This is a genomic window from Streptomyces sp. 11-1-2 (assembly GCF_003595545.1).
GTDB lineage: Bacteria > Actinomycetota > Actinomycetes > Streptomycetales > Streptomycetaceae > Streptomyces > Streptomyces hygroscopicus_B.
Genome location: NZ_CP022545.1, coordinates 5,213,426 through 5,226,787, shown reverse-complemented (window position 1 = coordinate 5,226,787; position 13,362 = coordinate 5,213,426). Strand labels below are relative to the sequence as shown.

Sequence of the window (13,362 nt, the reverse complement as noted above, 5' to 3'; positions counted from 1 at the left end):
GGACCCCTTAGGTTGAGCGGCGAATTAATCCTGCTTAACTGGCCGCTTATCGCGAAGACTTCGGGAGTCACCGTGCGCAGACGCATACGGAGCCGCATACGCAGCCGCATCTCCCTGCGCACCGCGGCCGTCGCCGGAGGCATCGCCCTGGCGGCGGCCGCAGCCATATCCGCGCCGGCCACCGCCTCGCAGGGAGCGGCTGACTCGTCCCGCTCGCCCGGCCCGGCCGACGCGGCCTCGTCGCAGCGCGCCCTGGACGTGGAGTACTTCACCAGCCCGGGCGGCCACCCCCGCCACACCGAGGTCCCGGCGGCCACCCCCGAGCGGCTGAACCGCGCCGCCCGCTCGCTGTCCGCCAAGGAGACCGCCGCCGACGGCAAGGTCGCCTCGCTCGTCGACAACGGCACCACGGCCGACAAGCTGGACGTCGTCTTCATCGGCGACGGCTACACCGCGGGCCAGCAGGCCGACTTCCAGGCCGACGCCCGCTCGAAGTGGGACCAGATGTCCGCCGTGGAGCCGTACGCCTCGTACAAGGGCCTCTTCAACGTCTGGACCGTGGACGCCGTCTCCAATCAGTCCGGCGTCTCCGGCGACCCGTCCAAGGACGTCGTCAAGGACACCGCCCTCGGCTCGTACTTCTGGTGCGACGACATCGAGCGGCTGCTGTGCGTCGACACCGCCAAGGTCGAGTCGTACGCGGCCAAGGCGCCGGCGGCCGACCTCGTGGTCGTCCTGTCCAACTCCACCAAGTACGGCGGTGCGGGCTACACCCTCACCTCGCAGGTCGGCTACGACGGCATCGCCACCGCCTCCTCCGACCACGCCGACTCCGACCAGATCGCGGTCCACGAGACCGGCCACTCGCTCGGCAAGCTGGCCGACGAGTACTTCTACCCGGAGTACGGCACCTACACCGGCACCGAGCCCGACGAGGGCAACGCCACGAAGCTCAGCGCGGACCAGATGACCGCCCAGCAGAAGAAGTGGTACCGCTGGATCGGCCAGACCTCGCCCGACGGCGGCACGGTCGGCGCCTACGAGGGCGGCCGCTACTACCCCAAGGGCATCAACCGGCCCACCGACAACTCGATCATGCGCACCCTGGGGCGGGAGTTCAGCCTCCCCGGCCGCGAGGCGATGATCGCGGGCTTCAACAGCCATGCCGGCGTGCTCAGCAGCCGTACGGCCACCACCACGGCCCTCAAGCGGTCGGCGGGCATCAAGGTGAGCGTCCCCAAGAGCGCGTCGCTGAAGTGGTACGTGGACGGCGTGGAGGTCACCGCCGCGAACGGTAAGACGAGCGTCACCCCGGCCACGCTGGGCGTCCCGAGCGACGGGGCGACCCACACCGTCACCGCGAAGGCGACGGACGGCACGAGTGCGGTGAAGGACCCGGCACTGCGCAAGCTGCTGACCGACTCCCGCACCTGGAAGGTCACGAACTGACCAAGCCCACCCGGCGCTTCGTCTGTTGCGCCCCCTGACTGGCCGCCCCGTGGACCCCCGCCGCGGGGCGGCCCCCCTTTTTTTGGGAGGCTCGGTTCGCCTCCGGGGCGCATTAGTCTCCCCCAGCTACCGCTGGGAGGTACCCCCTGTCGACGGTCGACCGTGCTCGGTCGCCCACGCGGCGGAGCCGCATATCGATCGCAGCCCTCGCTCCCTGCGCGCGCTCTCCCTTTCGACAGCGACGCGCCCCTTCGGCTCACTCGCCGGTAAGACCAAGGGGCCGGGAGCTCTACGGCACCCTGCGGCGTACCCCAGCACCGGTGGGAGGTGCCCCCGGCCGGAAGACCCAAGAGGCCGGAAGGGCGAAGTTGCCCGATGGGGGGCGGCCGCGGTCCGCCCCCTTTAACATCGGCATGACCTACGTTCCCGCATGGCGCGCCTATGCTCAATCGCCCGTAAGGGCGGCTCCGTGGTCCGGTGTTCGAGGGCTTCGGCGGGGTGAGGCAAGATGAGCCCATGGGTACCGGGGGAGAAGGTCGTCTGATCGCCAACCGCTACCGGCTGGCCACGCGGCTCGGACGCGGCGGAATGGGCACGGTCTGGCGGGCCGTCGACGAGCTTCTGGGCCGTGATGTCGCGGTCAAGGAACTCCATGTGGACGAGGGGCTCACGGCCTTCGACTCGCAGTTGCGCGGCGAGCGCACCCTGCGCGAGGCCCGGACCGTCGCACAGATCAAGCATCCGAACGTGATCGTGCTCCACGATGTGATCGAGGAGGACGAATGCGCCTGGATCGTCATGGAGTTGGTCGACGGGCTCTCGCTCGCCGACCGGTTGGGCGCGCACGGCCCCGTCGGGCCGCGTGAGGCGGGGCGGATCGCGGCCGCGCTGCTGGACGCCTTGCGGGCCGCGCATGCGCGCGGGGTGCTGCACCGGGACATCAAGCCCGCCAATGTGCTGGTGGAGTCGGGCACCGGGCGGGTCGTGCTGACGGACTTCGGGATCGCGCAGGTCACCGGGTCCACCACGATCACCGAGACCGGCTCGTTCGTGGGCTCGCCCGAATACACCGCACCGGAGCGGATGTCGGGGCGTCGTACCGGGCCGGAGTCGGACCTGTGGTCGCTCGGGGTGCTGATCTGCACGCTGGTAGGCGGTGAATCCCCGTTCCATCGCGAGTCCCTGGCCGCGGTGCTGCACGCCGTCGTCTTCGACGAGATCCCCGTGCCCGAGGCGGCCGGACCGCTGAAGCCGGTCATCGAGGGGCTGTTGCGGCGGGATCCGGAGGAGCGGCTGAGCGGCGACGAGGTCGAGCGGATGCTGCGGATGGCCCAGGAGGTGGGCGACACCCCGGAGATCCCCCTGGAGTACACCCCGACCCAGCCCAGCGTGCAGATCGGGCCCGACGGCCGGGGCTCATCGGCATTCGTGCCCGCTCCCGTTCCCGTCCCTGCCCCCGTCCCGGCAGCCGCGCCCGCCTCGGCCTCCGTCCCGGCGTCCGCCCCGGCCGCCCGGTCCCGTTCCGGTCGTGGCGCACGCCGCCGTGCCGTCCTTACGGCGGCCGCCGCGGTCGTCGCGCTCGCCGGTGTGGCCGCGGGTGTCGTGGCGCTGCTGGACGACGGGGGCGGTGAGGGCGGCACGGCGAAGGGCGGGGGGACGAGCCAGAGCGCCGACAAGGGGGGTTCGCGGAGCCCGGGCGCCCCTGAGAAGGCGCCGCAGCGTCCCGTGAAGGACGCCGATTCCACGGCGGGCCCGGAGGCCCGGATCCCCGACGGCTATGAGCTGGTCAAGGACCCGCTCGGCTTCTCGCTCGCCGTGCCCGAGGGGTTCGCCCGCGAGTACAAGGCGCCCCGGGTCTACTACAACTCGCCCGGTATGGAGTTCCGGATCGGGATACATGTCCAGGAGCAGAGCGCCGAGGGCCCCCTCGGGCTGAGCCGTAAGGCGGACGCCAAGGGCCCGCAGGACTATCCGGGCTACCGCAGCGGCCAGGTCATCGAGACGGAGCACAACGGCCATTCCGCCGCCCTGTGGGCGTTCATCTGGAACGGCTCGGCCGACGACGGCGGCTCACGGCAGACATACGACTTGAGCTGGAACGAAAACGGGAAAATGTACGACCTGTGGCTGTCTGCCCCGGTTGGTGAGAAGTCTGTGGGTAAGCGGCATTTCGATACCGCCGCCGCCACGTTCTCGCGCCCCGGCGCGGCGAACTGAACGGGGTCGCAACGGCTTTGTCACGAGCGTCCACGGCGGCCTCCCCGCGGTGGCGGACGGTGCCGCACCCTGGGTAATGATGGGCGCATGACGAACGACGGGGGACGGGCGAACGAGCCCACCAGCTACAGCCTGCGGCCGCCGCACGCGCCGGCCGCCCCGGTGCCGGCGCCTCAGCCGCCACCCGAGGCACCCGCGGCACCCGGCACACCCGAAGCGCCCGAGGGGGCCCAGCAGCCGGGCCAGGCGGCCGGGGCGGCGGGGCCGTCGCGGGGCGCGTACGAGCCGACGTGGTTCGCCGATCCGCGCAGCGGCTCCCAGCCACCCGCCGGACAGCAACCTTCCCCCGGGGCCCAGGACTCGAGCAGCGGGCGGCTCATCGGTGGCCGCTATCAGCTCGTCTCCCGTCTCGGCCACGGCGGTATGGGCACCGTCTGGCGGGCGCACGACCAGATCGTGGACCGCGATGTCGCGGTCAAGGAGCCGCGCGTCCCAGACAATCTCCCCGAGCGCGATCGGCAGACCGTCTACCAGCGGATGGAGCGCGAGGCGCGCGCCGCGGCCCGGATCGACCACCCCTCCGTCGTCACCGTCCATGACGTGGTGGTCGAGGACGGCCGCCCCTGGATCGTGATGGAGCTGGTGCGCGGCCAGTCGCTGGGCGACCGGCTGATGGAGGGCACGCTGGATCCGCGCGAGGCGGCCCGGATCGGCCTCGCCGTGCTCGGCGCGCTGGCGGCGGCGCATGAGGCGGGCGTGCTGCACCGCGATGTGAAGCCGGACAATGTGCTGCTCGGCCGGAGCGAGCGGGTGGTGCTCACCGACTTCGGCATCGCGCAGATCGAGGGTGAGCAGCGGCTCACCGAGACGGGGGGCTTCGTCGGCTCGCCCGAGTTCATCGCGCCCGAGCGGGTGCTGGGCCAGCGGCCGGGGCCGGAGTCCGACCTGTGGTCGCTCGGCGTCGTGCTGTACGCGGCGGTCGAGGGCATGTCCCCGTTCCGCCGCTCCCACGCCCCCGCGACCCTCCAGGCCGTGCTCGGCTCCGAACCGCAGGTCCCCGCGCGTGCCACCGGGCCGCTCGCCACGCTGATCATGCAACTGCTGCGCAAGGACCCGGCGATGCGCCCGGCGGCGCCCGAGGTGCGGCAGGCCCTGGAGGCGGCGGCGCGGGAGCCGCAGTCGGTGCCCACCATGCTCGCGACGGCGGGATACGCACCGGGCGGCGGGCAGTCCGCCGGCAGCCGCTTCGTGCCGCCGATCCTGCACAAGAACCGTAAGGCGCAGCTCGGATTGGGCGGTCTGGCGCTGGTGGTGGCCGCCGCCGTGGTGCTGGTGGTCGTGAAGCCGTTCTCCAGTGAGGGGCTGCCGGCGGGCTGGACGGTCCGGGAGGAGCGCGATGTCGTGGGCGCGTCCCTGGCCGTGCCCGGCGAGTACCGGCGGGTCCAGGACGACAGCGACTCGGACAACCCGCTGGTCACCTACTACGACCCCAGCGGTGTCTTCACCGTGTCCCTGAGGCGTTCCACACCCGACGGCGAGAGCGACCCCGCGAGCCTCGACGCGGCGGCGAACCAGGTCGTCGCCTTCTACAAGGACGGCGGCGGGTCGACGGTCGAGGACGCCACGAGCGAGACGGCCAAGACCGAGCAGCAGGGGAAGGAGGCGCGGGACGTCACCACCTCCTATCTGCCGTACGGCACCAGCAGCAACAAGAACCCCATCCGGTACCAGAAGCGCGATCACCTCTACGTCAACAAGGCCAAGGTCGCGTGGGATCTGACGGTCTCCATACCGGCTGACGGCGACGCCCATGAGGAGGGCGAGAAGCTGTACGAGCGGATCGTGCGGAATCTGAAGATCGACAAGCTCTGAGGGAGTTGGGCGGGTCCGCCGGGGGCCACCGGGCGAAAGTTGTTACCGCCGGGTACCCAAAGCCGCCGGGCGGGCCTACTCTCGCCCCCATGACGGACTCGCACATAACGCAGGGCGGCACCGGAAACCCGGTGGCCCCCGAAGGCACCCGCACCGCCGCCGACGTCGTCACTCCCGAGCTGATCACCCGGCTCACCCGGGGCGTCGCCGGCAGCGGTACCACCGTCAGCCACACCCCGTTTACGGGGGACGTCCTCGCCTCCACCCTGCCCGAGTCCACCCCCGAGGACGTCTCCACCGCGTTTGAGAACGCCCGTGCCGCCCAGCGGGCCTGGGCCGCGACCCCGGTCCGCCGGCGCGCCGCCGTTCTCCTCCGCTTCCACGATCTGCTGCTGCGCCGCCAGCCGGAGATCCTGGACCTGATCCAGCTGGAGACCGGCAAGACCCGGCTGCACGCCCAGGAGGAGGTCCAGGGCGTCGCCATCGTGGCCCGCCATTACGGCCGTAAGGCGCCCGCCTATCTGCGGCCCAAGGGGCATCTGGGCGCGGTGCCCACCCTCACCAAGGTCACCGAACTGCGCCAGCCGCGCGGCGTCGTCGGCCTCATAGCGCCCTGGAACTACCCTCTCCAGCTCTCCGTGGGCGATGCGATCCCCGCCTTCGTCGCGGGCAACGCCGTGGTGATGAAGCCCGACACCGAGACCGCGCTGTCCGCCCTGTGGGCGCGCGAGCTGATGGTGGAGGCCGGGCTGCCGGCCGGGGTGTGGCAGGTCGTGATCGGGGACGGTCCGGTGGTCGGCCCCGCCGTGGTCGAGCGCGCCGACTACGTCGCGTTCACCGGCTCCACCCGCACCGGCCGCGAGGTGGCCCAGGCAGCCGCCGCCCGCCTGGTGGGCTGCTCCCTCGAACTCGGCGGTAAGAACGCCATGCTGGTGCTGCGCGACGCCGACCTCACCCGCGCGGTCGACGGCGCGGTGCGCGGCAGCTTCGCCTCCGCCGGGCAGCTCTGTATCTCCATGGAGCGGCTGTACGTCCACGAGTCGATCGCGGACGCCTTCCTGGAGCGCTTCGTGGCCCGTACGAAGGCCATGCGGCTCGGCACCGCCCTCGCGTACGGGGCGGAGATGGGCTCGCTCGTCTCGGAGCGCCAACTGGAGACCGTCACCCGCCATGTGGACGAGGCCGTCTCCAAGGGCGCCACGGTGCTCGCCGGTGGCCGCGCCCGTCCGGACATCGGCCCGTACTTCTACGAGCCGACGATCCTGGACGGCGTGGAGTCCCCGATGGCCGTCTGCGCCGAGGAGACCTTCGGCCCGGTCGTCTCCGTCTACCGCTTCCGCGACGAGGGCGAGGCGATCGAGCGCGCCAACGCCACTTCCTACGGTCTGAACGCCAGCGTCTGGACCAAGGACGCCCGGCGCGGACGCGCGGTCGCCACCCGGCTGCGCGCGGGCACGGTCAACCTCAACGAGAGCTACGCCGCCGCCTTCGGCAGTGTCGCCTCTCCGATGGGAGGCATGGGCGACTCCGGACTCGGCCGCCGCCACGGTTCCGAGGGCATCCTCCGGTTCACCGAGCCGCAGACGGTAGCCCAGCAGCGGCTGATGCCGCTCGGCCCGGCCTTCGGGATGACGGACGAGAAATACGCGGACTTCATGACCCGCAGCCTGCGCGCGCTCAAGGCACTGCGCCTGCGCTGACCAGCACATTTCAATGGAGGTACCAGTGGCAGGGGAGAAGTCTGCCCAAAATCGGCAGCAAGAGCCCGCGCGCGACGAGGACTTCGACGCCGCCCACGCGGTCGGCGCGCTCGATGACCGCGATGAACGCGGCGGTAACGATGACAGCGACGACGGTGAGTTCGACTACGACGTGATCGTGATCGGCTCGGGGTTCGGCGGGTCGGTATCGGCCCTGCGCCTGACCGAGAAGGGCTATCGGGTCGGCGTCCTGGAGGCGGGCCGCCGCTTCACCCCCGAAACCCTGCCCAGAAGCTCCTGGGACCTCCGCAACTACCTCTGGGCCCCGGCCCTCGGCTGCTTCGGCATCCAGCGCATCCATGTCCTCGGCAAGGTCATGGTGCTGGCGGGCGCCGGGGTCGGGGGCGGCTCGCTCAACTACGCCAACACGCTCTACGTACCGCCCGAGCCGTTCTTCCGGGACCGCCAGTGGGGGCACATCACCGACTGGCAGGAGGAACTGCGCCCTTACTACGACCAGGCGCGGCGGATGCTCGGGGCGCGCCTCAACCACACCCTCACCCCCTCCGATGTCCACCTCAAGGCGGCCGCCGAGAAGATGGGCGTGGGGGACACCTTCCATATGGCGCCCGTGGGGGTCTTCTTCGGGGACGGCCACGACGCCGACGGTGCCACGAGGGCCGAGCCGGGCCAGGCCGCGCCCGACCCGTACTTCGGCGGCTCCGGACCGACCCGTAAGGCGTGCACCGAATGCGGTGAGTGCATGACCGGCTGCCGCCACGGCGCCAAGAACACCCTCAACGAGAACTATCTCCACCTCGCCGAACGGGCCGGCGCCGTCGTCCACCCGATGACGACCGTCGTCGCCCTCTGCGACGATCCGCAGGGCGGCTATACGGTCACCGCCGTCCCGACCGACAACCGCCGTAAGGGCAAGCCGAAGGCGCTGCGCTCCCGGTACGTCGTCCTCGCCGCCGGTACGTACGGCACCCAGACGCTGCTGCACACGATGCGGGACAAGGGGCTGCTGCCGCGCCTCTCGGAGCGGCTCGGCATCCTCACCCGCACCAACTCCGAGGCCCTGGTGGGCGCGCAGACCACGGACCGCCGCTACCGCCGGGCCCGGGGCGGGGAGGAGCGGGCGGACTTCACCCGGGGTGTCGCGATCACCTCGTCCATCCACCCCGACGGGAACACCCATATCGAGCCGGTCCGCTATGGCAAGGGCTCCAACGCGATGGGGATGCTCTCCATCCTGCAGATCCCGCACGGCGGCCGTCTTCCGCGCTGGCTGCGCTTCCTGGGCGCCAACCTCCGGCATCCCAGCCTGGCCGTGCGCTCGCTGTCCAACCGCCGCTGGTCCGAGCGGACCATCATCGGCCTGGTCATGCAGACGCACGACAACTCGCTGACCACCTACCGCAAACCGAAGGGGCCGGGGAAGGGGCTGCTCACCGCCCGCCAGGGCCACGGCGAGCCCAATCCCGACCACATCCCCGAAGGCGCCGAGGCCGCCCGCCATATCGCCGACTCGATCAACGGCTTCGCGGGCAGCAACGTGGGCGAGCTCATGGGCACCCCGCTGACCGCCCACTTCCTCGGCGGCTGCCCGATCGGGGCGTCCCCGGAGGAGGGCGTCATCGACCCGTACCACCGGCTCTACGGCCATCCGGGCATCCAAGTGGTCGACGGCGCCGCCGTTTCGGCCAACCTGGGCGTCAACCCGTCCCTGACCATCACGGCCCAGGCCGAGCGGGCGATGTCCCTGTGGCCCAACAAGGGCGAGCGCGACCCCCGCCCGTCCCCGGAGGCGCCGTACGAACGCCTCCAGCCCGTCCCGCCGGGCAGCCCCGCCGTACCGGCGGACGCCTTCGGCGCCCTGAGGCTTCCGCTGCTGCCGGTGCCGAAGGTCCCGCCGGGCCCCCCGGCCTGAGCGGAGGGGGCGGGGCGGGCCGGTGACCAGCCCGCGCCCGCCCCGCCCCCTGAAAACCGTTCGGACCCAGGACCGTTGGACCAGGACCGTCGGCCCCAGGACCGTGCCGGACTCAGGAGCGTGCCGGACTCAGGAGCTTCAGACGGTGGCGCGACGGCGGCGGACCACGAAGACCGCGCCTCCGCCCGCGGCCATCGCCACACCGCCGATCAGGGCGATCATCGGCAGCGCCGAGGAGGAACCCGTTTCGGCCAGGCTGCCCTGCGGGCTGATCTCCGTGTTGCCTTCCGGCTTCTGCGGCAGCGGCTTCTTCCCGCCCTGCGGCTTCGGGTCGGCCGGCGGCACCTTGCCCGGCTCCGAACCCGCCTTCAGCACGTCGAACTCGTAGTACTCACCGGTCGAGTAGACGCAGTTGCCCTCGTCGTCCGCGTACACGCCGACGCTAATGGCGTAGCCGAAGCCCTCGGGCGCGCTCTTGGCGACGCTCAGCCGGAGGTCGACCGTAAGGGTCTCGTGCGGACGCACATCGGTGTAGCCGATGTAGCCGGAGCCCGCGTCGTTCTCGTCGGTGGAGATCGCCTTCCAGGCACCGGTCTCGGGGTCCTTGTACTGCAACGTCAGGTACTTGCCCGTCCCGTCCGGGGCGGACTCGTGCACCGTGCCCGCGAACAGCCCGAAGTCGACCCGCTGGTAGCTGCGGTCCGAGTCGTTCTTCACCTGGAACTTGAAGCCGTGGAAGCCGCTGCCCGCCACGACCTTCGACGGCAGGCCGACCAGGGTCGTGCTGAGCTCCGGGTCCTCGTTGTAGTCCCCGTCGTCCGCGCACTCGTCACCCGGCTCATCGGTCGGCCCGGGGGTCGGCGTGGCGGTCTCGGTGGGGGTGCCGGAGGGGTCGGCGGGGGTCGGAGCCTGCGTGGGGCTCGTGGGCGGCGCCGGGGTGGTCGGCGTGGGATCGGCGGTCGGAGTGGTCTCCGACGGCGTCGGCGACGGCGACGGGTCCTCCGGAGACGGCGTCGTCTCGGAGGCGGACGGCGACGGGCTCTCGCTCGGCGTCTCCGCGAACGCGGCGGGGGCGGCCAGGAGCGCGGCGGGGGCTATGGCGGCCGTCGCTGCGGCAGCCGCCAAGGCGCGGCGTAGCTTCATGAAGACCTCTTCTGGGTCCGTACGTATCCCCTGGAGGGGCGATACGCATATGGAGGGCCGTCGCGGTGGGGCGCGGGATGGCCGTGCTTTGCACGTACATGACCAAGCAGATGGCCGAAAGGTTGCCTTCACAGTTGCTCACAGAATGGTCACAGAATCCGCCACGGGTGCTCGGCCCCGCACGTCGTCACCCGTACGGCGCGTGACCGGCTCGCGCGGGGGCTCGTTGTGCCCGGTGCCGCGCCAGCCAGGAGCGGCCCGGAAAAATCCACGCGTGGCTCAGATCCGCCGAAGCGATGAGACGTGGCCCCTGTGGTGATTCAGGCGGCGCGTCGTGGGACCTCGCATCGGCGAGGTGACCGGTCGGCAGGGGACAGCAGCCCGGTCATCACTTCAAGGACGGTCGGTCCCGGGGACGCCTGGGGCCGACCGTATCCGGTCGAAACGGTTGCGCCCGGCGCTCCGCATCCACCACGATGCTGAGAGGGAGAACGCCCCCGGTCACACCCCGACATTGGTCCGACCACGCGGGCGTACGCCGTTCAGACACCCCTGACATACGGGCCCCAGAAGCCAGCGGCGCAACCCCCCGGCGCCGCCTCTCAGCACCGGCGCTGCCCTGACGCCGGTGCTGACCGCCTAGGGCCCCGGGGGCGCCCGCCCCGTTCGGGCGCCCCCGGGGCCCTTCGCTTGTCCGAGGGGCCCCTTCGTCTGGTGGGGAGGCCCGCCGCCTGGTGGGGAGGCTCTCCGCCAGGCCGAGAGGCAGCGGTGTCAGACCCGGCCCCGGCACAGCTCGAGCAGCGTCATGGCGAGCGTCGTACCGGGCTTGCCCAGCCGCTGCCGGTAGCGGTCGAGGATCTCCATCTCGCGGGAGAGCTGCACCCGCCGCCCGCCCGACGCGATCCGTGCCTCCTGGATGGCGGCCGAGACGGCCATCCGCTCCCGGACGAGATCGAGGATCTGCCCGTCGAGGGCGTCGATCCGCTCCCGCGCGGTGCCGATCACATCGGCGGTCCCCGTCGTCTCCGTGCTCTCCGTCGCCGTACTGCTGCTGCTCATGTCCGTATCTCCTGGTCCGTGGTCGCGGAGCCCTGGAGTCCGGCAACGGCCCGGAGGAAAGACAGAGCGCCCCGGGCCTTTGCCGGCCCGGGGCGCCTGGGAAGTCGCTGTCAGTGTTTACGCAGCACGACCATGGCAGCCGGACGAGCCGGTGCCATAGGTAAAGACGAAGGTCATGTGCGTGGACATGGCGTCGATTATGAGCCCGTTAGAATCGAAAGTCCAAACCTGCGGTCCCGCCGCAGACGGTTCCACCGCACGCCACCACCGCCGGAAGGCCGCCGAAGTGCCATCAGCCTCCCCTGCTGCCGCCCCCGACACCGTCCTGGTCGTCGACTTCGGCGCGCAGTATGCCCAGCTCATCGCCCGCAGGGTCCGTGAGGCCCGGGTCTACAGCGAGATCGTTCCGTCCACCATGCCGGTGGCCGAGATGCTCGCCAAGAACCCCAAGGCGATCATCCTCTCCGGCGGCCCCTCGTCGGTCTACGCCGAGGGCGCGCCCTCGCTCGATGCCGCGATCTTCGAGGCGGGCGTCCCGGTCTTCGGCATGTGCTACGGCTTTCAGCTGATGGCCAGGGCGCTCGGCGGCACCGTGGACAACACGGGGGCGCGGGAGTACGGCCGTACGGCGCTCACCGTCACCAAGCAGGGCTCGACGCTCTTCGCGGGCACCCCCGACGAGCAGCAGGTATGGATGTCGCACGGCGACGCCTGCTCCCAGGCCCCCGAGGGCTTCACCGTCACCGCGTCCACCGATGTGGTCCCGGTCGCGGCCTTCGAATGCGATGAGCGCAAGCTGTACGGCGTACAGCACCACCCCGAGGTGATGCACTCCACCCACGGCCAGCAGGTGCTGGAGCACTTCCTCTACCGGGGCGCCGGCCTGGAGCCAACCTGGACCACCACCAATGTGGTCGAGGAGTCCGTGGCCGCGATCCGCGAGCAGGTCGGCACCAAGCGCGCGATCTGCGGACTGTCCGGCGGAGTGGACTCCGCCGTGGCCGCCGCCCTCGTCCAGAAGGCCATCGGCGACCAGCTGACCTGCGTGTACGTGGACCACGGCCTGATGCGCAAGGGCGAGTCCGAGCAGGTCGAGAAGGACTTCGTGGCGGCCACCGGGGTGCAGCTCAAGGTCGTCGAGGCCGAGGAGCGGTTCCTGTCCGCGCTCGCCGGGGTGTCCGACCCCGAGGAGAAGCGGAAGATCATCGGCCGGGAGTTCATCCGGGTCTTCGAGCAGGCCCAGGCCGAGCTGGTGGCCGAGGCGGGCGCGGCCGGGGAGGACGTGGAGTTCCTGGTCCAGGGCACCCTCTACCCCGACGTCGTGGAGTCCGGCGGAGGCTCCGGCACCGCCAACATCAAGTCCCACCACAATGTGGGCGGGCTGCCCGACGACATCGAGTTCCGGCTGGTCGAGCCGCTGCGCCGGCTGTTCAAGGACGAGGTGCGGATGGTCGGCCAGGAGCTCGGCCTCCCGGACGAGATCGTCCACCGCCAGCCCTTCCCGGGCCCGGGCCTGGGCATCCGCATCGTCGGCGAGGTCAACAAGGAGCGCCTGGACCTGCTGCGCGAGGCCGACGCCATCGCCCGCGAGGAGCTGACCGCCGCCGGCCTGGACCGCGACATCTGGCAGTGCCCGGTGGTCCTGCTCGCCGACGTCCGCTCGGTCGGCGTCCAGGGCGACGGCCGCACCTACGGCCACCCGATCGTGCTGCGCCCGGTCTCCTCGGAGGACGCGATGACGGCCGACTGGTCGCGGCTGCCGTACGACGTGCTGTCGCGGATCTCGACCCGCATCACGAACGAGGTCGACCAGATCAACCGGGTGGTGCTGGACATCACCAGCAAGCCGCCCGGCACCATCGAATGGGAGTGACCGCCCTCCCGCTGATCATCATCTGATCGTCAACGCCGACGCCGTCGCTCATTCGTTTGAGCGGCGGCGCTGGTGTTTGCGCTGGGTACTCTGTGCGCAGAGGCGAGACTCCGTCC

8 protein-coding genes are annotated in these 13,362 nt (G+C 71.3%); 6 read left to right on the top strand and 2 right to left on the bottom strand.

What is annotated here, in order from left to right; genetic code table 11:
• Positions 1 to 72: 72 nt before the first annotated feature.
• The 5 genes from CGL27_RS21815 (at position 73) to CGL27_RS21795 (ending at position 9,171) form a co-directional block, all read left to right on the top strand.
• The gene (locus tag CGL27_RS21815; RefSeq protein ID WP_119989462.1) at positions 73 to 1,449 is read left to right on the top strand and encodes a M64 family metallopeptidase; all 1,377 of its coding nucleotides are present in this window, start codon (positions 73 to 75) and stop codon (positions 1,447 to 1,449) included.
• Between the two features lie 516 nt (positions 1,450 to 1,965).
• On the top strand, positions 1,966 to 3,666 hold the full coding sequence (locus CGL27_RS21810) for a serine/threonine-protein kinase (RefSeq protein ID WP_119989460.1): 1,701 nt from the start codon (positions 1,966 to 1,968) through the stop codon (positions 3,664 to 3,666).
• A gap of 87 nt (positions 3,667 to 3,753) precedes the next feature.
• On the top strand, positions 3,754 to 5,538 hold the full coding sequence (locus CGL27_RS21805) for a serine/threonine-protein kinase (RefSeq protein WP_119989458.1): 1,785 nt from the start codon (positions 3,754 to 3,756) through the stop codon (positions 5,536 to 5,538).
• Positions 5,539 to 5,627: 89 nt separating this feature from the next.
• A complete protein-coding gene (locus tag CGL27_RS21800) occupies positions 5,628 to 7,238 on the top strand; it encodes a succinic semialdehyde dehydrogenase (protein WP_119989456.1) in 1,611 nt (536 codons plus the stop codon).
• 172 nt (positions 7,239 to 7,410) lie between these two features.
• Positions 7,411 to 9,171: a GMC family oxidoreductase gene (locus CGL27_RS21795; protein ID WP_162953309.1), complete on the top strand. Its 1,761-nt coding sequence runs from the start codon at positions 7,411 to 7,413 to the stop codon at positions 9,169 to 9,171.
• A 138-nt stretch (positions 9,172 to 9,309) separates the two neighbouring features.
• Here CGL27_RS21795 and CGL27_RS51030 read toward each other — a convergent pair whose 3' ends face one another.
• Positions 9,310 to 10,314, bottom strand: a complete 1,005-nt coding sequence (locus tag CGL27_RS51030; RefSeq protein WP_119989452.1) for an LAETG motif-containing sortase-dependent surface protein — start codon at positions 10,312 to 10,314, stop codon at positions 9,310 to 9,312.
• 771 nt (positions 10,315 to 11,085) lie between these two features.
• Complete coding sequence (locus tag CGL27_RS21785) at positions 11,086 to 11,373, bottom strand: chorismate mutase (protein ID WP_078642029.1); 288 nt, start codon at positions 11,371 to 11,373, stop codon at positions 11,086 to 11,088.
• A 286-nt stretch (positions 11,374 to 11,659) separates the two neighbouring features.
• On the opposite strand from CGL27_RS21785, the gene guaA reads away from it, so the two are divergent.
• Entirely contained in the window at positions 11,660 to 13,246 is a 1,587-nt protein-coding gene (gene guaA, locus CGL27_RS21780) for a glutamine-hydrolyzing GMP synthase (protein ID WP_119989450.1), read from the top strand.
• Positions 13,247 to 13,362: the final 116 nt, after the last annotated feature.